Here is a 22,352-nt window from a genome sequence, read left to right as displayed (position 1 = left end):
AGAGGAGGGTATGTCTGCCAGTTTCATCATTCTACAAGAATACCCTCAGCCGTTCGCATGAGATTATGACAAATTTAGTAAGTTGAATCTAATTGTAAAATTTTAGCAGGGAACTGCTCTGATATTTACAATATTTTTCAAAAAATGAAGTTTAGATTCCAATATAGATAATACACATCGCTCAAAATGGCTAAGAATTACGAACTTGACGACACCGACCGCAAAATCCTAGATCTGTTGATGCAAGATGCTAAGATGCCTTATACCGAAATCGCAAGAAAGGTGCATGTATCGGGAGGAACGGTGCATGTGCGCATGGCGCGCTTAGAAGAACTTGGCATTGTAAAGGGAGCTACTCTTCAGATCGACTACCAAAAGCTCGGTTATGGCGTGAATGCTTTCTTGGGTATTTATTTGTTGAAAAGCTCCGTATATGGCAGCGTAGCTGCGCAATTGCGTGAGATTCCGGAAGTAGTGAGCATTCACTTCACAACGGGCGCCTACGGAATTTTTGCTCGCATTGTATGCCGCGACACGCAACACCTGCGCGACGTACTTCATGATAAGATGCAGCTCATTGAGGGTATAGAGCGCACAGAAACTCTCATTTCGCTCGAGGAAACCTTGAATCGTCCGATTCAACTACTCCCCCAGTAAGAAAGTGGGCTGGCGCTCTTGTGCAGGCCTAATTCGCCAGAAATAGTGCGGGAAGGAACTTGTAACCAGCAATTGAGAGAGGGTTATCCTATGTGCTAGTTATGACTGGACAATGTCCAGCCTGCTTGTTTAAGTGCAAGTTATGTGGTATATTTCTAAAATATCCCACATAGCGCGCTCCCAATGAAAGCCTGTCTTATCATGTTTAGCGGATTGCTCTTGTCTTTATCGGCATCGGTATCTGCTCAGACAATGCCTGCCATTTACCTCAACGACCAGAACGTAGAGGCAGTGCCCGACAGTGCTACCCATTACCGATTGATAGACCACAAAAACGAGTTACTGGGCACGTATGCAATGCGTGAATACTCGCTCTCTGGTACGCTGCTGTTACGTGGTACCTTGTCTTCTATTGACCCCTTGATTCGCTCGGGGGTACTAACCTGGTACCATCCCAACGGCAGCAAAGCCGCCCAGGTACACTACCGTTCCGACGAAGCCGACGGTATCTATGTGGCCTGGTACGAAGACGGCCGCGTGAGTCAACGTGGCGAGTATGCACAAGGGCAGCGCGTAGGATCCTGGATTAGTGTGCACCGCAACGGGCAGAAACGCTCGAAGGGCACCTACACGATGGGGCAGCCTACTGGCGAGTGGCGCTATTATTACGATACCGGTCAGCTAAGCGCCATCGAACTGTTGAGCAGGGAAAAAGGGCCTGCCCTGGCCTTTTTCAACGAAGATGCATCACCATATGTAGGGCGGTTGCGGAAACGCCAGCTACCCCAGTTTCCGGGCGGTGAGGAGGCCCTGCTCAACTTTGTGGCGCACAATACCATCTACCCCAAGAACACCCGCCGCAAAGGCATTACTGGTAAGGTATATGTGCGCTATACAGTGGGCGAGGACGGTAGAGTAGGACAAGTAGCAGTAGTGCGCGGGCTAGCCCCAGAAGCCGACCAGGAAGCACGGCGCGTGGTAGCCAGCTTGCCCGTTTTCGAACCTGGCCGTGAGTACAACGTGCCTACTGCTATGACGTTTACTGTGCCCATCCATTTCGCGCCTAATTTCTCCTTGCTCAGCGGTATCCGTCCGCCACAAGTACCACCTACCGAGGCCCAAGCGGCTAACCCTGACGAGCTATACTGAGTGGTAATGGGCGCGGTAGCTTATGAATGCGCAACTGGCGCTGTGGCCAGTTAGGGAGGCACCAGCTAATAGGCTTCCCTGCATAACAGATTTGCTATAAACCAACAAAGCTCCCCCTTCCATAGAAGGGGGAGCTTTGTACTATAGCGCAGTGCACCGCCTAATTAAGCAGTTACTTGAGCATCAAGTTTCTGAGCCAATACGTGCTTTGGAACTGCACCTACTTGCTTGTCAACAACTTGGCCATTTTTGAACACGAGCAGCGTCGGGATGCTGCGGATGCCGAACTTGGCAGAGGTTTGTGGATTGGCGTCTACGTCAACTTTACCAATTACCACTTTGCCTTCATATTCACCAGCCAGCTCTTCTACAACAGGACCTACCATGCGGCAAGGGCCACACCATTCGGCCCAAAAGTCCACAAGCACAGGCTTATCGGAGTTGATTATTTCGTCGAAGTTAGCATCGGTAATTTCGATGGCTTTGTGTCCCATGTTAAAAGGGGTTAGTTGAAATGTGTGTGCTATTTACGGTCAAGCGGGCCGCAAGGTAGCGGATTGCGATTCAACAAGTCCCGGGCCGGAAAGTTCAGTTCGGACAGGTTGGCAGATTGTTTCTAGCAGGCGAAGAAGCACCCAACGCTACATTTCGCGCTTAAACTGCTTGTTGGGAGCTTGAAATTTATTGTTTGTTGGCCACAAATTGAAAGTCGCGCGCTTCATTTTGGGCTCGGCTACGGAGTTTGTAAAACACGTAGAGGTTGAAGAAGTGCATGCCTCCCAAAATCAAAATGATGGTGCCAAGCTTGATGCTAAGCGTTTCCACGGTTTGCTGATAGCTATTCACTGGGTCGTCGGAGCGGAGGGTGAGCGTGGCGTACCCGATGTTGATCAAGTAAAAGCCAGTGAGGAGTAATTTATTCACGGAGTCGGCCAGCGGCTCGTTGCCGTGGAATATATCGACCAAAAAAGTACGGCCGTTTGTGAAGAGCGTACGCGCAACCCACACCGTGAGCAGCACTGTAACCGGCAAATAAACGCCGTAGACCAACAAAAGGTAGTTCATGGGAAATGAAGAAAAAGAGTGAAAAAAGATAAACAAGCGCGAAAATCTCAAAGCAGGTTGTCCACTGCCTGCGCACACGTAGGGTAGTGGAAAGTGAAGCCGAGGTTTAGCAGCCGTTGGGGCACCACCTTGCGGCTTTTCAGAATTAATTCCGTTTCGGTTCGTAGCAGAAAGGCTCCTATTTCCAGCAGCCACACGGGTTGTGGCAAGCGGAATGCAGGACGGAGCGTGCGAGCCAGCAATGCATTGAACTCCCGGTTTGTCAGTGGCGTAGGAGCACAGACGTTGAAGACGCCTTCTTGGCCAGTGGCCGTCAGCAGAAATTCCACTGCGCGACAGAAATCTAGGATGTGTAGCCAGCTAATCCATTGGCTACCGCTGCCCTGCGGCGTACACAGACCGCGCTTCGCCAGTTTTGCCATCACCGGAAACGCGCCGCCATCAGCACCCAGCACAATAGAGGTTCGGAGTGCCACTCGCCGTGTTCTGGGCAAGTCAACGTCCCATAGCGCCGCTTCCCATGCCCGCGCTACTCCTGCTGAAAAGTCAGTGCCATTTGTGTCACTGGTTTCCGTGTTAGCGGGCTGTGCGCCAGTTGTATGGGAGTAGATGGTAGCAGTAGATGCATTTAGCCACACTTGTGGGGGATTCTGACAAGCGGCTATTGCCTCCCCCAGAATATGAGTGCTATCGACGCGGCTGTTGCTTATCTCGCGTTTGTTGGCCTCCGTGTAACGACAATCCACGGTACGGCCTGCCATATTAAGTAAGGCAGCTGCGCCTTCCAGCTCTGCCGCCCAAGCGCCAAGCGTCTGCGCATCCCATTGCACATGGTTGGGAGCCGTTGTGTTCTGCCTCCCAATCGTTACAATTCGGTAGCCTGCTTTCTTGAAGTACGCAGCTAAATGCTTGCCCAGAAATCCGTTGCCGCCGGCAATAACAAGTTTCGGTTGGTTTTCAGGGAAGCTATGCATGATTTGGAATCTTGGTGAATAAGGAAGCGCAACAACAAGGCATTTGATCTTATAGAATTTTCAAAAAATATTGAAACTTACAAGTAAAAAAATAAGCCTCACGCATTACCCAGGGCGCATTATTTTCATGAACGTGCTGATAAACCAGTTTTCATCGGCCTTGATGATCGTGGCAGCCGTACGGTCAGCTAGGTCAGCGAAGTTTTGGATGTTGCCAATCGTTTCAGAAAAAGCCTTGGCTTCGGCCTCAGAAACCGTAGAGGAAGATTCCACTTGCTTGATTTCGCTGAGCACGCGCATAATCGGCTCCAGTTCGCGCCGCCGCCGCTCTTTCATGATGAGCGTGGCCACCTTGTGAATGTCTTTCTCACCCGAGAAAAATTCGCGCCGCTCGCCAGGCCGTAGTTCCTTGCGCACCAAGCCCCAGTCCATTAGCGCCCGTACGTTCAGGTTGACGTTGCCTCTAGAAATCTGCAACTGCTCCATGATATCCTCGGTGCTCAACGCCCCCGCCGACACCAGCAGCAACGCGTGCACCTGTGCCATTGTGCGGCTCACGCCCCAGGCCGATCCCAGGGTACCCCAGCCTTCAATGAACTTGCGCTTGGCTTCTTCGAGTTGCATGGTGTAAATATAGGCGAGGGTTTTAAACTTTCAATAAAAATTGAAAGTTTATTTTGCTACACGTAGTAGATAAACTTTGCTTTGGTGTCGATGCTGTTTTGCAAGATGCCGGCGCGGAGGTTAGCCCCATTGCTATAAGTGCATTCATAGCCCAGCGCCAGCAACTGCTTGTACTTTAGGCTTCCCCCGTGTCGACGGTGTGCAGAAGCTCTACCCGTGTCGTAGAATCTAGCTCTATTATGCTCACTAGATACCCAAAATGAGCTTTTTTCTGGGTGAGCTCGGCGTCGTTTTTGGATAGCTTTCCAGCCAAGGTACTCCTTCCGGCATCACCGTATAGGGCGGACTTCTCCCGAAAGAGCGGATTTACACGCGAAGCACTCAAGTTGTTTATGCCCTTTTTTCTTCCTTAAACGCCACAGCACACAGTTACTGGTTCCGGTAACTGCGTGTTGTGGCGTAAGGTATAACGCACAAGAAGTAATTCGTCAGCCCGTTTACAGCACTATCCCCCCGGTTACCTCTAAGCGCTGGCCATTGAGCCAGCGGGCCGCATCGGTGCAGAGGAACGCGACGATGCCGCCGATATCGTCGGGCTCGGCCGTGCGGCCCAGGGCCGTGGCTTGGGCCACCCAAGCGCGCATCTCGGGTGTATCCGGCATCGCTCCGCCCCCAAAGACGGCGCCCGGGGCGACTACGTTGGCCGCAATGCCTCGGCTACCCAACTCCAGCGCCAGGTAACGCGTGAAGACCTCCACTGCTCCTTTCATGCTGGCATAGGCGGAAAAGCCCGCATAGGAACTACGCGCCGACACGGTGGAAACGTTGATGATCCGGCCGCCGTCGCGCAGCAGGGGCAGCGCCTGTTGCGTGAGGAAGTACACGCCCTTGAAGTGCACCTGGAGCATCTCATCAAACTGCCCCTCGGTTGTCTCACTAATGGGGGCGCTCAGGCTGGTGCCGGCGTTGTTGATGAGAAAGTCGAACCGGTCGGTAGCAAAGGTATCGGCCAGCACCGTGGTGACTTCAGCGAAAAACGCCTCGAAGGTGCGCAGTTCAGCTGCGTCGAGGGGCAGGGCCACGGCCCGGCGACCCAAGGCTGTGATGTCGGCGACCACAGCCGCCGCTTCGGCTTGCTGGCTGCGGTACGTGAGGATGACGTCGATGCCCTGTTGGGCTAGTTTGAGGGCCATGTCTTTGCCCAGGCCCCGGCTACCGCCGGTTACAAGCGCGATTTTGGAAGTATTCATACAGAGTGTATTTGCCGTATTACGTGAACACGACAAAGGTCCTCTAGCCTGCTGCCGGTGCGGTTGTATTAGCCAATCCGCTTCTTGTAGAAATCAAATTGGCACGGCGGGCAGCGGGCGAAACGCGCTGGGGCTTACGGCAGCATAGCGGCGGTAGAAGGGCGAGAAGTGGCACATCGACGAAGGCTAGGCTGTTGGCAATTTCCACTAGTGTCTGTTCCAGCAATATGCCTTCCGGAAAGAATAAGGGCAGTAGTGGACGCCCACTACTGCCCTTATTCTTTCCGGAATGGAATCGTATAACTCCTTAAATCAGCTGGCAGGCGTCAATTTCCATTTCCCGCATCCGGGCAATGAACGCTTTCGGCTCGATGCGGTAGCGACGCGAATAAGTGTCCACGGCCAAGTGTTCGTGGGGCTCCGCAAACTTGATTTCCAGCTTTTTGCTGCCCTGGCTTTCCTCTACCGCGGCCATGAACCGGTCCATGAAGGGCTCGGTGATGGTGCGCAGATCGAGCTGCACCCGCACGCCATTGGAGAGCTTCTCGGCCACGTGGAACAGCGGCTCCATGGTCATGATCTTGAACTCGAACTGATCGGAGTCGCGGAAACGCTGCTGGAACTTGCCGCGGATGAACATAGGCGGCACCTGCTCTTTGTCGTAGTTGCGGGGGTTGATGAGCGGGGAGAACTTCGAGTAGTCGTCGCGGAACAAGGCCAGGTTCAAACTTGATTCGTAGTCTTCCACGTTGAAGCTCACGAAGGGGTGGCCGGTCTTGGTGGTTTTGAACAACACATTGGAAATCAGCCCAGCCACCGATATGTCGCGGTTCTTGTAGTTCTCAATTTTGTCGAGGCCGCACGTGCAGTACGAGTCGATTTCCAGCTTGAAGTCGTCGAGCGGGTGACCGGACAGGTAGAAGCCTACCACTTCCTTTTCACGGCGCAGCTTCTCGGTGGGGCTCCACAGCTCCATGTCCTGAATCTTGGGCATGGGAATAGCCATCATGTCGCCGCCGCCTCCGAATAGGCTCTGCTGGGCCGATTCTTTAGCTGCTTGGTGCTGCTGGCCCACTTTCATGGCCTTCTCAATGACGTTCTGGTCACCACTCAGCGCCTCGATGTACTGGCGGCGGTGGTAGCGCTCGAACGAGTCGAAGGCACCGGCCTGGGCCATGCTTTCAAACGTTTTCTTGTTCACGGCCCGCAGGTTCACGCGGCGCGAGAAGTCGAAAATGTCGGCGTACGGACCGTTCTTGGTACGCTCCGTCACAATTTCTTCCACGGCAGCTTCGCCGGCACCCTTCACGGCAGCCATCCCAAAACGAATCTGGCCCTGCTTGTTCACGTTGAACTTCAAGATAGATTCGTTGACGTCGGGACCGAGTACGGCTACACCTTGCTTGCGAGCTTCCTCGATGAAGAACGTCACCTTCTTGATGTCGCCCATGTTGTTGGTGAGCACGGCGGCCATGTACTCGGCAGGGTAGTGGGCCTTGAGGTAGCCGGTCTGGTAAGCCACCACCGAGTAAGCGGCGGAGTGGGAGCGGTTGAAGCCGTAGGCCGCAAACTTTTCCATCACGTCGAACACCTCGTTGGCTTTCTTGGCCTTGATACCGTGTAGCTTCTCGGCGCCTTCCGTGAATTTCTCACGTTCCAGAGCCATCTTTTTCATGTCCTTCTTACCCATGGCGCGGCGCAGCAAGTCGGCGCCGCCGAGCGAGTAACCGGCCAGAATCTGGGCCGTTTGCATGATCTGCTCCTGGTACACCATGATGCCCTGCGAGTAGTTCAGGATGGGCTCTAACAACTCGTGCGGGTACTCTACCGGTTCGCGGCCGTGCTTGCGGTTGATGAAGTTCGGGATGAACTGCATCGGGCCCGGCCGGTACAGGGCGTTCATGGCAATCAGGTCCTCGATGTTGGTGGGCTTGAGGTCCTTGAGGTACATGCGCATACCCTCGGATTCAAACTGGAACGTGCCGATGGTGTCGCCGCGCTGGTAGAGCTCGTAGGTTTTCTGGTCGTCAATTGGAATAGCGTCGATGTCGATTTTAACGCCGTGGTTCTGCTCAATTAGGTTGATGGCATCGACGATAATAGTCAACGTCTTCAAGCCCAGGAAGTCCATCTTGAGCATCCCGGCACTCTCAATCACCTTGCCATCAAACTGCGTAACCAGCAGGTCCGAATCCTTGGAGGTGGAAACGGGAATGTACTTGGTGATGTCGTCGGGGGCAATGATGACGCCGGCGGCGTGGATGCCGGTGTTGCGGACTGAGCCTTCCAGCTTCTCGGCGAGGCGCAGGATATGGCCGCGCAGGTTGTCGGGCGCATCGTCGCGCCGGATCATATCCAGTTCCTGGTTTTCGGCAAACGCTTTGGCTAGTGTAGTACCCACTTGGTCGGGCACCATTTTCACCAGGTCGTTGGCCAGCGGCAAGGCCAGATCCATGGCCCGCGACACGTCCTTGATAGACGATTTGGCCGCCATGGTACCGAAGGTAATAATCTGAGCGACCTGCGTTTTACCGTACTTGTCCACCACGTAGTCGATGACTTTCTGACGGTTCACGTCGTCGAAGTCGATATCAATATCGGGCATGGACACGCGCTCCGGATTCAAGAAACGCTCGAACAGCAGCGAGTACTTGATGGGGTCAATGTTGGTGATACCAATGCAGTAGGCCACTGCCGAACCGGCCGCCGAGCCCCGGCCCGGCCCTACGGCCACGCCAATGTTGCGGCCGTGGTTGATGAAGTCTTGGGTGATGAGGAAGTAGCCCGCAAAGCCCATCGTCTCAATCACGCGCAGTTCGTAGTCCAGCCGCTCCTCGATTTCGGGCGTGCGCTCGGAGTAGCGGCGTTTTTCGCCCTCGAAAGCGCCCTTGAACGTGAGGTAACGTAGGAACGCGTCGGCAGTGGGGTGTTCGGCCGGGAGCGGAAAGTTGGGGAGCAAAATATCGCGCTGCAGCTTGGGCGGCGTGATTTTATCTACAATTTCGTTGGTGTTGTCTAAGCTCTCCGGCACGTCGGCGAAGAGGGCGTTCATCTCCGCCTGGGTCTTGAAGTAGAACTGGTCGTTGGCGAAACCGAAGCGGGCCCGAGGCTTGGGTCCCTGGGCTTCCTCGTCGATGCGCTGAAGCTGGCGACGGATGGTAGCATCCTGCGCCGACAAATGACGCAGGTTGTCGAGGTGGTCGTAGTGAACTTTGTTGTCCTGCGAAATCAGACGGAAATACTGCGTTTGGAAGTCGCCAACCGGAATGCTGTGCTCCTCGCCGGTATTCACGCACAGCAAAATGTCGTGCGGCGCGAAGTCGGTTTGGTCGACGTAGTGCGAGTCATTGGTGCAAATCACCTTCACGTTATACTTCTTGGCCAGGCTCAGCAGCACTTGGTTTACGTCTTCCTGGCTCTTGCCGGTGCCATCGAAATTCATCAGCCCGTGCCGCTGAATCTCGATATAGTAATCGTCCTCGAACACGTCCAGCCACCATTTCAGCAGCTCTTCGGCCTTGGCCTCACTCTCAAACAGAATGGCCTGCGGAATTTCAGCGCCAATGCAACACGACGTAGCAATCAGGCCCTCGTGATACTTGAGCAGAATCTCTTTGTCGATACGCGGGAACTTGGAGTACACGCCTTCGATAAAACTCATCGAGCAAAGCTTGCTCAGGTTATGGTAGCCGGCTTGGTCTTTGGCTAATAGCAGCTGGTGGTAGCGTTTGTCACGTTCGCCTTTTTCGCGGCTGAAGGCCTTCTTGTGGCGGTCTTCTACCATGTAGAACTCGCAGCCCACAATTGGCTTGACGTTGTACTTGTTGGCTTCTGCTACGAAGTTGAAGGCTCCGAACATGTTGCCGTGGTCGGTGAGGGCAACGGCGGGCATGCCATCGGCCTGCGCCTTTTTCATCAGGGCGCTGATGCTGGCCTGGCCATCAAGAAGAGAATATTGGGTGTGGGAATGCAGGTGCGAGAAAACGGCCATGGGCAATGCGCCTCCCGCCGTTAGGGCGCGAAGCGGACAGTAAAGTTACCCACGAAATGGCGGCAAGGAAAGAGTGCGCGGCAAGGGATTTTGGCGTATCACCGCAGCTCGTAATAAGGTGCTTCACGGGCTTTCTCCTTGCTACAAGGTGCTCAGCAGTGTCCGCAACCTGTTGGGGTGGCTCGGAAAAGGCTGGTTTTGTGTGGCCTACTGCGCCACATAATTTGGGTACTTCCCCTGCAGGCGGAACCCCATCTGCTGTAAACTAGTTAGCTTGCATACGCACTTGTATGTAGAATAGTATATATACTGGTGCATTGAGTACCAAAGGTGTTATTACTGCTATAGTATCTACAAAAGATTGTTAGTGCCTTGATAATCAAGTTCTTTAGGCTGCTTGCGTGCGCCCAAACGACTTTCTTTACTTTCGGGTTTCCTATCTAGCTTCTACATCACCCAAGGCCGGGCATACCGGTCAGTATTGTCTCCATGAAGCATTTGGCACCCCTCACTGATCCGGTTTATGACCAGACGGCTCCACTCTCTCGCTTCGGTCACTTTCTAGTACAGTTCATACAAGACAAACGGGATTTGCCCTTTGTGTACCTGATTCTGGAAATATCCTGTACGCTGCTGCCACTAGTAGCCGTACTGTTCTGGCCCAACCTCGACAGCCGAGTGTGGTGGGCGGCGCTGGCCGTGTACATGTTTCTGACCACGTTTTACTTTAAAGGGCCATTTGGGCTGATGCTGCATTGCACCAGCCACCGCATCTTGTTCAAGAAGAAGTACGCTCAATTCAACCACTACATTCCGTGGGTGATTGGGCCCTTGTTCGGGCAAACCCCCGAGACGTACTTCACCCACCACTTGGGCATGCATCACCCCGAGAACAACATGGAGCACGATGAAAGCTCCACGATGGATTATCAGCGTGACTCGATACTCAGCTTTGGCCGCTACTTGGGAAGCTTTTTTCTAGTAGGCATCCCGCGGCTAGCGCAATATTTCACGCGCAACCAGAAGCCAAAGCTGCGGCACCGTCTGCTGCGCGGCGAAGTGGTGTACATTGTGGCATGCATAGGGTTGGCGTTTGTGAATCTACCAGCAACGTTCGTGGTGCTGGTGCTGCCGGTGCTTGTAACGCGGGCGGTGATGATGCTCGGCAACTGGAGCCAGCACTCGTTTATTGATGCCAATGACCCCGGCAACTGCTACACCAATAGCGTAACCTGCATCAACACGAAATACAACCACAAGTGCTGGAACGACGGCTACCACATCAGCCACCACCTCAAGCCTGCGCTGCACTGGACGGAGCACCCCGCCGCCTTCCTAAAAGACGTGGATAAGTACGCGCAGAACGATGCCATTGTGTTCGACGGCATTCATTTCCTGCACATCTTCGCTTACCTCATGACCCGCCGCTACGACCTGCTAGCCCGGCACTTCGTGAACATCGGCAACCGCTATGCTTCCGACGCCGAAGTTATTTCTATGCTTAAGGTCCGTACCCAACGCATAGTGCCAGTGGTGTCATCGGAGCGAGTGGCAGCTTAAGGACGTAAACGATACTGAAGCAACCAAGAGAGTAGTAGGAACAACCTTTTAGCTTCTGCCCGAATCCTTTTTCGGCAATGTGCCTAACCTAAAAACGCAAGCGGCGTCTGCTATCGTAGCAGATGCCGCTTGCGTTTTTAGTACTAGTGGATAGGGCTACTTGGCCGGCTTGATAAGGAGGACTTCGCCAGGCCGCACGTTGAAGTCAGGCTTGCCATTCCACTCCATTATCTGCTTGATAGTGACGCCGTACTTGCGCGAAACGGCGTACATCGACTCGCCAGCCGCTACCGTATGGCGGACCGTGGCTACCTCGTTGACGGGCGCGGCGGCGGCTGGTTTTGTGGGGGCTGGCGCTGCACCCGCTGGCTTAACCGAGGGAACTGGTACTACCGGTGCCGGTGCCGAAGTGGTAGCAGTGGCTTGTGGCGCAGTAAGGCGCAACGCCTGACCCACGACCAGGGAAGGGTTATCAGGAAGGCTGTTCCACGCAATCAGGTCGGCGGGGCGCAGACCATAGCGGCGGGCCACGGCGTACAACCCCTCGCGTGGCTGCACCACGTGTAAGCCATTGCCTGGAATAGGCGCTATTGTGGTTGTAGCAGGTGGAGTGGTTGCTGGATTCTTTGTCGCTACCGGAGCAGGAGGGGCAACGGGTTTGGGGGCAGCGGGTGTAGCGGGTGCGGGCTTTGCAGGTGCCGTTGCCACAGCCTTGGGAACTGCTGTGTTAGCAGGGGCAGGAGTTGCCTCCACCTCAGCTGTTTGCAGCGTGTCGGTGCTGTCTGTTGCGGGAGCAAGCACGGGGGGCTCGTTCTTGGCTGGCTGACCACCATACACGGTGCGGGGAGTAGCCGGTGCTGGCGTAGCTGCGGTTTCAAGGGGCTGCGAAGGAGCGGGAAGCTCGTTGAGGTTTTCAGTCACCGCGTCCGTGGCGCTGTCAGGTTGGGTTACGAGGCCCTGGGTAACCAACGTGGAGTCAGTTACTTCTACGGCGTCTTCCACTACGCGGGAAGCTTCCGAGGTTTTGCCCCGGTAAGGCTCTGTGCTATCAATCTGACGCTTTTTGGGCGCTGTTGCAACGGGTGCCGGCGGCGCAGCTGGCTTGCTAGCAGGGCGTTCAAAGGCCGCCAAGGCAGCAGAGTTCTTACTATCAGCATATTCGATGGCCACGTCGCGGGGGCGGGTGTGTTGCAACCACAGAATGCGGCCCGGCCGAAGCTCCTCGTTGCGGGCCATACGGTTCTTGCTGAAAATAGCCTTGGCCCGGATGCCGTACTTCTGCGACACCGCAGCCACACTCTCGCCGGTTTGGGCTACGTGGTATTCGCTGGCTGCTTTGTCGCGCTTTTTCTGCACGAAGTACGGCTGGCCGGGCACCAAGTTGTCGAAGGCAAACAGGTCATTGAACTGCATGAACTTGCGCACCTTCAGGTTGGCGCGCTTTGCCAGGCTTTCCTTGGTGTCACCGGGCAGGGCTATCAGGGCGCGGATGCCGTTAACACGCACGTACTCGGCGTTTTGGGGGTCGGTTTCGGGCTTGTTAAGCAGCTGGCCGGAAGTAGCATTCTTCTGCTGAGCCGCAATGGCCGTAAGCTGAATAGCGTCCACTACCGGAACGATAATCGTGTAAATTTTATCGTTCGGGACGGTGGTGGTCAGCAGCCAGCGGTTGTGGCGCGCCATTTCGGCAGGGTCGGTTTGCAGGGTCTGAGCAATGTTGACCAGCGTAAAGCCAGCTGGTGCCGGAAACTCCTGAAAAGTGAGAGGCGGCTTCGGATTCTGACCCACGGCCGGCTCGTACGCCACCTTATGCGCCAGCATGGTCAGAATGTAGGGGTGGGTTTTCTCGGAGATTTCCACCTCCGTAGCGTCGAAATCAGTAGGTAGCGTGTACGACTTCACCCCGCCCGAACCCAAATTGTAGCTCAACAGCGTGTTAACCCAGTTGTGCAGCGGGTTGTTGTTGCGCTTCAGGTACTTGGCTGCTGCGTGCGTGGAGGCCACAATATGCTTGCGCTCGTCCACTACATCCGTCATAACCAGTCCATAGTCGAGAGCGGTTTCGCGCTTGAACTGCCAGTAACCAACGGCGTCATGAATGCTTTGCGCATCTCCTTGAAGGCCGCTTTCCTGCACGGCCAAGTAGCGGAAGTCCAGCGGCACGGCCTCTTCTTGCAATACCCGGTCAATGATAGGGAAGTAGGCGTCGGCGAGGTTGACGCGGGCTTGGAACGAGGAAGCGTGGCTGCGTAAGGCATCCACTTTTTGCTGCACTGCTTTCTGGCCACCGTTGGTGAAGCGCAGGTGCAGGCCTGCGAAATCTAGCTCGGCCGGAACCGGCACACTCTGGGCACCGGCCCACAGTGGCAAGCAGCACAGCAGTGCAAAAAGAATACGTTTCATAGTCAAGGCAAGTGCGAAGCCCTGGCTGCGCTACGGTTGCCCATCCAGACTCCAATAGTACAAAGTAGGCGAAAAAATGCCGGAAAGGCGGTTTCAAGCCCACGCCTGGGCGGGATGCCTGCCTGATGTAGCATGCAAAAGGGTGGGATTCGACAGCGGTTTGTTGACCGATAGTGCCAAATCCCGCCCTTTCATTCCGCCTAAGCGGGAAAGCAAGCTCGGTTACAAGCCCCCACCGGGCCGGTCGAAACCGCCTCCGCCAGGTCGGCCTCCGCCCTCGGGCCGGAACCCGCCTGGGCGTCGTTCCCTTGGCTGCTCGTCGCCGGGAGCCGCGTCCGGGCGGCCGTTGCCAGCAAAGCTGCGGATGTTGTAGGTGAACATCAGCATCAGGTAGCGCTGCAGAATATTGGTGCGCACGTCTTCGGTGTACGCCGAGGTGTTGTTGACCTGAATGCTGTTGTTCTGGCCCAGCAAATCGAAGGCGAAAAGTTTAATCTCGGCCTGCTGCTTGGCCATAAACTTCTTGCCTATTGAGGCATTCCACAGCACAAAACTCTGGTTGAAGCCCGCCGACAAACCATTGTAGTATTGGTGGTTGACGTCGGATTGCAGCGTAATACCTTTGGTGATAATCCAGGAAAGGCGCAACGACGTGTTCTGCCGGAAGTATTGCCGGTTGAGCTGCTGCTGCAAGCTGTTGCGCACGTAGTTCTGGCTGGAATTCGAGGAAATAGTGAAGTCCAGTTCGGGGCTGATATTGCTGCTCAGCACCACCCCCAACCCACCAGATGGCGTTCGGCTGTAGTTGAGTTCGTTGAAAACCAAGCCCGGCGTTTGCGAAAAGCCAACGTTGCCATTAATATTTAGATTGGACTTGATGAAGGACAACGGCAAGCTGTAGTTGGCGAACGAGCGTACCGAATACTGCTGATCCAAGTTCACGGGCCGAGTAAGCTGACCGCCCACTGGTATCACCACGCCCGCTACCGTGAGGGGCTCCGATGTGGCGTAGATGGTACTATTAGTGATGTAGTTGTTGGTGACCGAGCCGTTGAGGGCCACAAAAAACGAGGTGGACTTCTCGGGTACCGCCGAAGAAAAGCGGATGTTCACGTTGTGCTGGGTTGCCTGCAACAAATCCGGGTTACCGGCTGTGAGCTGCAGCGGGTTGGTATTGTTCACCACTTCCTGCAACTGACCGATGCTCGGCGCATTGGTGTTGACGCGGTAGAACAGGCGCAGATTCTGCTGGCGCGAAAAATTGTAGCGCAGCTGGGCGTTGGGCAGTACGTTCAGGAAAGAGCGTTCCGTGAGAGCGGCCCGCGGAAACTCTTGGTCGCTGCGTAGCTGGGCGTGCTGCACCGTAGCGCCTACTGTCCACTGCAGCTCCTTGTTCTGGTAGCGGTAGGTCAGGCCCCCCGAGTTGGTGAGGTAGCGGCTCTCGAACACGCTGCTGAGCGTGTCGTTGAGTTGGTTGTAGGCTTCCTCCCCCAGAACGTAGTCGTAGGTGCGCTTGTCGGACTGGTTGGGCGTATAGGAGAGGCGGTATTCCGCTTGCAGCTGGCTGTATTGGCTGATGGGCTCCGTGTAGTTAAGGTTGCCATTCCAGGTCCAGCCCGTCTGGTCGAGGTTGGAAAACTGGTTGAGCGAGCTGATGCGCGTAACCGAGTCGCGGCTTGATTCGGTGTCGGATAACAGTGTGTTGTCGCCGTTACGGGTGTTGTAGCCAGTGTTCAGGCCCACCGACGCGGTGCGGCCGCGCTTTGCAAAACGGTGCCGGTACTGCAGTTGGTTGTTGGCGTTGATACCCGTGTTGGCCGACCGGTAGCTGCTGGTGTTGCTGCCTTGCGTGAACTCCGGCTCGCCTTCGTTGACCTGGAACGTGCGGCCCTCAAGCGAACTATTGCTTGTGTTGCGCTGCACCGAAATGCGGGGCTGCCAAATAATGGAGTTAGCTGAGTCGAAGCGGTGCTCCAGGCGCACATTGAAACGGTTGTTGATGTTGCGGCTGGTAGCCAGCGAGTTTTCGTTGTAGCGCTGGTCGAGGGGCCGGTCGGGGGGAGCCACGTACCGACGCAGCAGGCTGGTGGAGGCCGTGTTGTCGGTTAGGTTGAAAAAATAGCTGCTGGTTAGCTCGGTGTTTTTTCCCCAAGAATTGGAGTAGTTGAGCCCGACGGCATTGGTTCGCGAGATACCGCCGGTTTGGTTGACCAGGAAGTCGCCGGAGTTGTTGCTGCCTCCGCCGCCACCCCCACGGCCACCCCGGCCGCCACCGCCCCCACCCGAGCCGCCCACTACTCCTAGCAAGTCGTCGGTGCCGAAATTTTGCTCGTTGATGTTGTTGCTCTGGGCCACAATCGACATGCGCTGCTTGCCCTTGAACGAGTTCAGGTTGCCGCTCACGCGGTACCGGTCGTCTTGAGGGCCGTAGCCCGCCAGCACGCGTCCAAATTGCCCGTTCCGAAACTGCGGTTTCGTGACGATGTTGATGGTTTTCTGCTGATTGCCGTCGTCGAAGCCCGTGAACTGAGCTTGGTCGGAGGCGCGGTCATAAACCTGGATTTTGTCGATTACCTCGGCTGGAATGTTCTTGAGTACGGCGTCGGGGTCGTTGCCGAAAAACTCTTTGCCATCTACTAGTACCCGCTGTACTTGCTCGCCCTGGGCCTGCACTTTACCCGTGGTGGGGTCCACTACCACCCCCGGCATCTTCGTAATAAGGTCTTGGGCGTTGGCATCAGGATTGGTTTTGTAGGAGCCGGCGTTGAACTGCGACGTATCTCCTTTCTGGATGGCTGCGGCTGCTTTGCCTACCACTTCCACCCCTTTCAGCGTCACGCCCCCCGTGCTCAGCGCCACTGTGCCGAGCACTAACGGCTGAGCGGTTAGGGTGAGTTGCTGCCGCAGGGTTTGGTAGCCCAAAAACGAAACCACCATTTCGTAGCGGCCCGCGGCCAGGTCCGGCACCCGGAAGTTGCCCTCCACGTCGGCGGCGGCACCGCTTTTCACCGAGTCAGCGGCCAGCTTCCGAATCAGTACGTTGGCCCCAATAAGAGGCGTCTGGTTGGTGGCATCCAGAATGCGCCCGCTGATAGAACTGGTTTGAGCCCAGGCGGTTCCGAAACTTATAGATAACAATAGTAACAGCAGTAGAAAACGTTGGGGCATCACGTAGAGATAAGGGTTCACTTGGGCATAGACGCAAACCAAGTCCCAACGTTTAATCACTGCTACCGCAAACAAGCGCAAAAGGCAAACTGGGTTGGCGGTGCCTGTTCCGTTCGTCCTGTACGGCAGGGCAGGCTCGCCAACCCATAACCGGCGAAACATGCGCTACGCACGCCTTACGCGGTACCAGCAATTGTTACAGCTTGCGAACCAACAGCAACCCGTCGCGCAGCGGTAGAAACACATTTTCCACCCGCGGGTCAGCTTGCACTTTGTTGTTGAAGGCTCGAACAGCGTGCGTGTCTTTGTCGGAAGGTTTTACGGGGTAAGAGTCCAGTACTTTGTTGCCCCAAAGTACATTGTCGATGAGCACGAACCCCCCTGTACTTACCTGCGGCAGCACCAACTCGTAGTAGGTGTCGTTGTTGATTTTGTCGGCATCAATGAACACCAAATCCCACGGCCCACCCAATGCGGGCACCAGGTCAGCAGCGGCGCCAATATGCAGATGCACCCGTTCCGTCAGGGCTGCGGCGCTGATGTAGCGCCGAATCCTAGTTTCCAGCTCCGGGTTGAATTCCACTGTGTGCAGTTCCCCATCTGGGGCCAGCCCTTCGGCCAGGCACAGCGCGGCATAGCCCGTGAAGGTGCCTAGCTCGAGTACCCGCTGGGGCCGCACCATGTGGCTGATCATGCTCAGCAGCCGCCCCTGTGCATGCCCGGAAAGCATGCGTGCGTGGAGCATCTGCACGTGCGTCTCGCGGTTGAGCTGGGCCAACAGGGGTGGTTCGGAACTGGTATGCTGGTCGGCGTAGCGCTGTATTTCGTCGTCGGGCATCAACTATAGCGTGTTTTATTCATTGGTGGCAATGGGAACCAGCCGAAACAAAAGTACCTGGAAGCCGGCCTTGCCCCGCGCAAATTCGTGCCCGACAATGCGGTACAGCCCTTCGTAGCGGAAACACTCGCCGGCTTCGCACGGCACCCGATGAAAGACCCGCACGGGTAGGCCGGTTTCCTGGCTGCGCCGCAGCGCCAGGTTGCGGCCAACCATTTCCTGGTCGGTTACTTGCTTGCCAGTTTGCAGGTCGCGCCCGCCACTGCCCGAGTAAATGATTTCGTCTTCGCTGAAGGCATCATCTTCGTAGGCACCGGCTAACACAATAGAATCGGCGCCTTCGGTTTGGCTACCGCTCACACCCGCCCGGCGCGGCTTGTGCAGCCCCGTTAGGCTCAGTTCCAGCCGATTAGCAAATAAGTCGCCGGGCCGATAGGTGCCTACATGACCGAATACACGCATAGGGTACAGTGAAGCAGGAAGTGGTACGTTACGGAGGCAGCAGCGCACTGTATGCTAGCTGGTAAGCAGAAACGTCTACTTCTTCCTCGGCAGCTTCACCTCTGGCACGTACTGCAATACACTTAGATTGTCTTCGCGCAGCACATCATTGGCTAGCTCCAACAATTCCGAAGACGTAACGGCCCGCACCCGGTCGAAGATTTCATTGATGGATTCTACGCGGCCTAGGTCCAGGGTGCTTTTGGCTAGCAGCTGCATCAACCCGCCGTTGCTTTCTTCGGCCATGGCCATTTGGCCCATCAACTGCTCTTTGGACGTGTGCAGCTGTGCCGTGCCCAACGCTTGTTCGCGCAGGCGCTTCAGCTCTTTCTGGACCAGCGCAATCGTGCGGTTAACTTGCTTTTTCTCGGTGCCGAAGTAAATGCCGAACAGGCCCGTATCGGTGTAAGGCGAATACGTGGCGTCGATGGTATATACCAAGCCGTACTTCTCCCGGATGCCTAAGTTCAAGCGGGAGTTCATGCCAGGGCCACCCAAGATGTTGCTAAGCATGAAAAACGGAATCCGGCGCGGGTCGTTGATGGCATAGGCTGGGCCCCCAATCAGACAATGTGCCTGCGAAATAGGGCGGTGCTCTAGCCGGTCAACGCGTTGGTTGCCGCTGAAAGCCGTGCGCGGACGAGGGCCGAGCCGGGCTGGCAGGGGCGCCAGAAACTTATCGGCCAGCCGCTTCACTTCCTTGAACGGCAGGTTGCTGACCGAGCTAAATACCAGCCGGTCGGTGCGGATGTTTTCGGTCAGGAACTGCCGGAAATCAGGCTGCTGGAAGCTACTGACGCTTTCCCGCGTGCCCAAAATGTTGTGCCCCAACGAATGGCCGCCAAATACCACATCATCGAAATCGTCGATAATGGCATCTTCGGGTGCATCCTCGTACATCGACATTTCTTCCAGAATCACGCCGCGCTCCTTCTCTATTTCCTTTTCAGGAAAAACTGAGTTGAACGTGAGGTCCGTTAGTAGCTCGAAGGCCCGCTCGAAATGCGTGCTTAGCAGGGAGGCGTAAAAACAGATTTTCTCTTTGGTGGTATACGCATTCAGCTCGCCGCCCACGGTTTCGAGCCGGTTGAGGATGTGAAAGCTCTTGCGCTTTTCGGTGCCTTTAAAGGCCATGTGCTCCCAGAAGTGCGCGAGGCCTTGCTGCTCGGGCCTCTCGTCGCGGGAACCAATATCAAGCAGAAAGCCAAGGTGCGCGATTTTGGTGTGCAGCACCTGCTTGTGCAAAACCCGGATGCCATTAGGCAACTCGTACTGGTCGTAATCAGACATTTACTGAAATCTTGGAAGCGGAAGGTCGGAGGGACTACTCTTTGCTGTCCCGGTCTTGTATAACCAATCAGCCGGGCTGTTGGGTTTCCAAGAAATACAAAGGTACTCGCCGATTGCCTGAAAGCGGCTGCCCGCTAGGCTTGGCTTGAAGCCACTCGTTCAGGACAAGGTCAGGCTGCTGCCTTGCTCGGAAGCCGCCGAAACCTGGGGCGGGTTGCGGGTATATAGCTCGGCTTCGGCTAGCACTGCTAAGAGCTGCGCGGTTTCAATACCGTGGGCACAGCGGAAATGGGTGAGGGGGCACTTCTGATAGCCATGCAGCCCGCAAGGCCGGCAAGCCAACGGCTCCGGAATCTCCACAATCCGCGCAAACGTACTTAGGGGGCCGAAGCCGAAAGCAGGCACCGTAGAGCAATACACGGCGCAGGTTGGGGCGTCCACTGCTGAGCACAAATGCATAGGGGCCGAGTCGTTGACATAGTTCAGGACCGCCCCGCGTATAAGTACCGCAGATGCCAGCAACGAGAGTTTGCCCGCCAGGTTCACCACATTGGGCCGGGAGCTGGCTTGCCGCAGCACCTCACACGCCGCTACATCGGGCGGGCCACCGAGCAGATAAACGCGGTAGTGAGCTGGCAGCGCAGCCAATAGCTTCATCCACTGCTCCTGCGGAAACTGCTTGGTAAACCACACGGAGGTAGGTGCAATACACAGATACGGCCCGTCGGTGGTGTAGGGTGCGGCAGCGGCTTCGTCGGCGGGAGTGGGGTAGAGGCGCGGCGGCACCAGCGGGCCTTGGTAGGCTGGGTCCAGCAGCTGCAAGTTGCGCGTCACCTCGTGCACCCCTGCCCCCATGACGTGGGGCAACGCCCGCGTGAAACGGAAGGCAAACGGGTTTTTCTGGAAACCAACCCGCTCCAGCGCGCCCGAGAAAGCCGTCAGAAAGCCGGTGGAGGCGAAACGCTGAAGCGTCACGACGCGGCTGTAGCCGGCGCGCCGCACTTGCTGGAGTAGCTGCCACAGCCCCCGGTATTTGTCTTGCTTCTTGTCCCATATCAACACGTGCCGTACATGCGGATGCTGCTGTATAAGGCCTTCGTTGCCCTTGCGCACCAGAAAATCCACGGGCGTGTTGGGCTCGGCCCGGTGCAGGTGTTCCAGAAGGGCCGTCGCCAGAATCACGTCGCCAATGAAAGCGGTTTGAATAAGCAAGACAGCACCGGAGGGAGCAGAAGACATATTGGTTGAAAGAATCGGGTCGTAAGTAAAAGTACAGAGAAGCAAACGGAATAGTTGCGCGGCAAAATTCCGGCTTTCGTAGCACTAGAAGGCGTTTGGTTTACGGCTATTCTGGCCAAACTTCTAACTTGCGGCCAGCGTGCCGCGGGTACGCCTTTCTTGTTCTCCTTAATTTCCGCTCATGCGCTACGGCCCGATTTCTCCCGAGCTTTTCATTCAGAACCGTCGCAACTTCACGGCACTGCTGCCTCCTGCGTCGTTGGCTATATTCCACTCCAACGACATCATGCCCACCAACGCCGACGGCACCATGGCCTTCCGGCAGAACAATGACCTGTTTTATCTGGCCGGGGTCGATCAGGAGGAAAGCATCCTCGTGATTTTTCCGGATGCCGTGCTGCCGCAGTACCGCGAAATCCTGTTTCTCAAAGAAACCAGTGAGCACATCCTGGTGTGGGAAGGCTACAAGCTAACCAAAGACGAAGCCCGCGCCCAGTCGGGTGTGCCCACTATCATGTGGCTGGAATCGTTTAAGTCGGTGCTGCCGGCACTCATGAACGAAGCGGAAAACGTGTTTCTGAACACCAACGAGCACATTCGGGCCGTGGTGGAAGTGGAAACGCGTGATGCCCGCTTCATCAAGTGGATTCGCGAAGCGTATCCGCTGCACACCTACCGCCGGGCTGCTCCGCTGCTGCACCATCTGCGGGCCATTAAGAGTGCCGAGGAAATCCGGCTGATGCAGCGCGCCGCCGACATCACCGACAAAGCCTTTCGCCGGCTGCTCGGTTTTGTGAAGCCCGGCGTGATGGAATACGAAATTGAGGCCGAGATTTTCCACGAGTTTCTGCGCAACGGCTCCCGTGGCCCGGCCTACGGCAGTATCATTGCCTCGGGAGCCAATGCCTGCATTCTGCACTACGTCAGCAACGACCGAGAATGCCAGGATGGGGATGTCATGCTGCTCGACTTCGGGGCCGAGTACGCCAACTATGCCGCCGACCTTTCCCGCTCTATCCCCGTTAACGGTACGTTCACCAAACGCCAGCGCGACGTGTACCAAGCCGTGTTGCAGGTGATGAAGCAGGCAACTGCCCAGCTGGTTGCCGGCAATAACATAGAGGAGTACCATGCGGCCGTTGGGCGGACCATGGAGCAGGAACTAATCAAGCTTGATTTGCTGAACGCCAACGACGTCAAAAACCAAGACCCAGCAGCTCCGCTTTATAAGAAGTACTTCATGCACGGTACGTCTCACTACTTGGGCCTCGATGTGCATGACGTAGGGGCCAAGTACCGGGTGTTCGAGCCCGGGATGGTGTATACGTGCGAGCCCGGAATCTACATTCGGGAAGAAGGTCTAGGAATACGCCTCGAAAACGACATCCTGATAACGGCATCTGGCAACCAAGACCTGATGAAGAATATCCCCTTGGAAGCCGATGACATTGAAGCCCTGATGCGCGCTGCCCGATAAGCGTATTCCGAGTAAAAGCACCTGAACTAAGCCGCCCAACTGTATTGGGCGGCTTTTTTTATGGATTTATCAAGGAAAAAAATAAAAACTCTATGTTTAGCAGGAAGTACGCCTCAGATGTGCCCTAATGGCGTTGGGAGGCTGAAAATCAGCGGGGATAGGCAAA

General features: G+C 55.8%; 16 protein-coding genes. 4 read left to right on the top strand and 12 right to left on the bottom strand.

Features of this window, described 5'->3' with window-relative positions; translation table 11 throughout:
* Positions 1-186: 186 nt before the first annotated feature.
* Both MTX78_RS18165 and MTX78_RS18160 read left to right on the top strand, forming a co-directional pair.
* Complete coding sequence (locus MTX78_RS18165) at positions 187-657, top strand: AsnC family transcriptional regulator (RefSeq protein WP_243797196.1); 471 nt, start codon at positions 187-189, stop codon at positions 655-657.
* 252 nt (positions 658-909) lie between these two features.
* Positions 910-1,806: an energy transducer TonB gene (locus MTX78_RS18160; RefSeq protein WP_243797194.1), complete on the top strand. Its 897-nt coding sequence runs from the start codon at positions 910-912 to the stop codon at positions 1,804-1,806.
* A gap of 164 nt (positions 1,807-1,970) precedes the next feature.
* On the opposite strand, the gene trxA is transcribed toward MTX78_RS18160, so the two are convergent.
* The 6 genes from trxA to dnaE form a co-directional block, all read right to left on the bottom strand.
* Positions 1,971-2,300, bottom strand: coding sequence for a thioredoxin (gene trxA / locus MTX78_RS18155; RefSeq protein ID WP_243797192.1), 330 nt, complete (start codon positions 2,298-2,300; stop codon positions 1,971-1,973).
* A 187-nt stretch (positions 2,301-2,487) separates the two neighbouring features.
* Positions 2,488-2,871: a hypothetical protein gene (locus MTX78_RS18150; protein WP_243797190.1), complete on the bottom strand. Its 384-nt coding sequence runs from the start codon at positions 2,869-2,871 to the stop codon at positions 2,488-2,490.
* A 47-nt stretch (positions 2,872-2,918) separates the two neighbouring features.
* Positions 2,919-3,845, bottom strand: coding sequence for a TIGR01777 family oxidoreductase (locus MTX78_RS18145; protein ID WP_243797189.1), 927 nt, complete (start codon positions 3,843-3,845; stop codon positions 2,919-2,921).
* Between the two features lie 105 nt (positions 3,846-3,950).
* Positions 3,951-4,469 (bottom strand): GbsR/MarR family transcriptional regulator, encoded by a 519-nt coding sequence (locus MTX78_RS18140; RefSeq protein WP_243797187.1) that lies wholly within the window; start codon positions 4,467-4,469, stop codon positions 3,951-3,953.
* A gap of 497 nt (positions 4,470-4,966) precedes the next feature.
* Complete coding sequence (locus MTX78_RS18135; protein ID WP_243797186.1) at positions 4,967-5,719, bottom strand: SDR family NAD(P)-dependent oxidoreductase; 753 nt, start codon at positions 5,717-5,719, stop codon at positions 4,967-4,969.
* A gap of 307 nt (positions 5,720-6,026) precedes the next feature.
* Complete coding sequence (gene dnaE, locus MTX78_RS18130) at positions 6,027-9,710, bottom strand: DNA polymerase III subunit alpha (RefSeq protein ID WP_243797184.1); 3,684 nt, start codon at positions 9,708-9,710, stop codon at positions 6,027-6,029.
* A gap of 489 nt (positions 9,711-10,199) precedes the next feature.
* Between dnaE and MTX78_RS18125 the strand changes: the two genes are divergently transcribed.
* On the top strand, positions 10,200-11,270 hold the full coding sequence (locus MTX78_RS18125; protein WP_243797183.1) for a fatty acid desaturase family protein: 1,071 nt from the start codon (positions 10,200-10,202) through the stop codon (positions 11,268-11,270).
* Positions 11,271-11,426: 156 nt separating this feature from the next.
* Here the strand turns inward: MTX78_RS18125 and MTX78_RS18120 are convergent, their stop codons facing one another.
* The 6 genes from MTX78_RS18120 to MTX78_RS18095 form a co-directional block, all read right to left on the bottom strand.
* Entirely contained in the window at positions 11,427-13,673 is a 2,247-nt protein-coding gene (locus tag MTX78_RS18120; RefSeq protein WP_243797181.1) for a LysM peptidoglycan-binding domain-containing protein, read from the bottom strand.
* A 222-nt stretch (positions 13,674-13,895) separates the two neighbouring features.
* The gene (locus MTX78_RS18115) at positions 13,896-16,841 is read right to left on the bottom strand and encodes a TonB-dependent receptor (RefSeq protein WP_243797179.1); all 2,946 of its coding nucleotides are present in this window, start codon (positions 16,839-16,841) and stop codon (positions 13,896-13,898) included.
* Between the two features lie 196 nt (positions 16,842-17,037).
* Positions 17,038-17,679 (bottom strand): O-methyltransferase, encoded by a 642-nt coding sequence (locus MTX78_RS18110; RefSeq protein WP_243797177.1) that lies wholly within the window; start codon positions 17,677-17,679, stop codon positions 17,038-17,040.
* A gap of 15 nt (positions 17,680-17,694) precedes the next feature.
* The gene (locus tag MTX78_RS18105) at positions 17,695-18,141 is read right to left on the bottom strand and encodes a YDG/SRA domain-containing protein (RefSeq protein WP_243797176.1); all 447 of its coding nucleotides are present in this window, start codon (positions 18,139-18,141) and stop codon (positions 17,695-17,697) included.
* A gap of 75 nt (positions 18,142-18,216) precedes the next feature.
* Complete coding sequence (locus tag MTX78_RS18100) at positions 18,217-19,470, bottom strand: M16 family metallopeptidase (protein ID WP_243797174.1); 1,254 nt, start codon at positions 19,468-19,470, stop codon at positions 18,217-18,219.
* A gap of 159 nt (positions 19,471-19,629) precedes the next feature.
* Entirely contained in the window at positions 19,630-20,709 is a 1,080-nt protein-coding gene (locus MTX78_RS18095) for a glycosyltransferase family 9 protein (protein WP_243797172.1), read from the bottom strand.
* 181 nt (positions 20,710-20,890) lie between these two features.
* Here MTX78_RS18095 and MTX78_RS18090 point away from each other — a divergent pair, with 181 nt between their 5' ends.
* Complete coding sequence (locus MTX78_RS18090; RefSeq protein ID WP_243797171.1) at positions 20,891-22,186, top strand: aminopeptidase P N-terminal domain-containing protein; 1,296 nt, start codon at positions 20,891-20,893, stop codon at positions 22,184-22,186.
* Positions 22,187-22,352: the final 166 nt, after the last annotated feature.

This window comes from Hymenobacter tibetensis, from assembly GCF_022827545.1.
GTDB classification, from domain to species: Bacteria; Bacteroidota; Bacteroidia; order Cytophagales; family Hymenobacteraceae; genus Hymenobacter; species Hymenobacter tibetensis.
The sequence above is the reverse complement of the archived record's forward strand: the minus strand, read 5'-3'. Positions and strand labels throughout refer to the sequence as shown.

Coding starts and splice junctions, on each gene's coding strand:
- MTX78_RS18140 (WP_243797187.1), bottom strand. CDS start 4,469: ATGCAACTCGAAGAAGCCAAGCGCAAGTTCATTGAAGGCTGGGGTACC.
- MTX78_RS18160 (WP_243797194.1), top strand. CDS start 910: ATGCCTGCCATTTACCTCAACGACCAGAACGTAGAGGCAGTGCCCGAC.
- MTX78_RS18165 (WP_243797196.1), top strand. CDS start 187: ATGGCTAAGAATTACGAACTTGACGACACCGACCGCAAAATCCTAGAT.
- MTX78_RS18095 (WP_243797172.1), bottom strand. CDS start 20,709: ATGTCTTCTGCTCCCTCCGGTGCTGTCTTGCTTATTCAAACCGCTTTC.
- MTX78_RS18100 (WP_243797174.1), bottom strand. CDS start 19,470: ATGTCTGATTACGACCAGTACGAGTTGCCTAATGGCATCCGGGTTTTG.
- MTX78_RS18105 (WP_243797176.1), bottom strand. CDS start 18,141: ATGCGTGTATTCGGTCATGTAGGCACCTATCGGCCCGGCGACTTATTT.
- MTX78_RS18115 (WP_243797179.1), bottom strand. CDS start 16,841: ATGCCCCAACGTTTTCTACTGCTGTTACTATTGTTATCTATAAGTTTC.
- dnaE (WP_243797184.1), bottom strand. CDS start 9,710: ATGGCCGTTTTCTCGCACCTGCATTCCCACACCCAATATTCTCTTCTT.
- MTX78_RS18110 (WP_243797177.1), bottom strand. CDS start 17,679: ATGCCCGACGACGAAATACAGCGCTACGCCGACCAGCATACCAGTTCC.
- MTX78_RS18150 (WP_243797190.1), bottom strand. CDS start 2,871: ATGAACTACCTTTTGTTGGTCTACGGCGTTTATTTGCCGGTTACAGTG.
- trxA (WP_243797192.1), bottom strand. CDS start 2,300: ATGGGACACAAAGCCATCGAAATTACCGATGCTAACTTCGACGAAATA.
- MTX78_RS18145 (WP_243797189.1), bottom strand. CDS start 3,845: ATGCATAGCTTCCCTGAAAACCAACCGAAACTTGTTATTGCCGGCGGC.
- MTX78_RS18135 (WP_243797186.1), bottom strand. CDS start 5,719: ATGAATACTTCCAAAATCGCGCTTGTAACCGGCGGTAGCCGGGGCCTG.
- MTX78_RS18120 (WP_243797181.1), bottom strand. CDS start 13,673: ATGAAACGTATTCTTTTTGCACTGCTGTGCTGCTTGCCACTGTGGGCC.
- MTX78_RS18125 (WP_243797183.1), top strand. CDS start 10,200: ATGAAGCATTTGGCACCCCTCACTGATCCGGTTTATGACCAGACGGCT.
- MTX78_RS18090 (WP_243797171.1), top strand. CDS start 20,891: ATGCGCTACGGCCCGATTTCTCCCGAGCTTTTCATTCAGAACCGTCGC.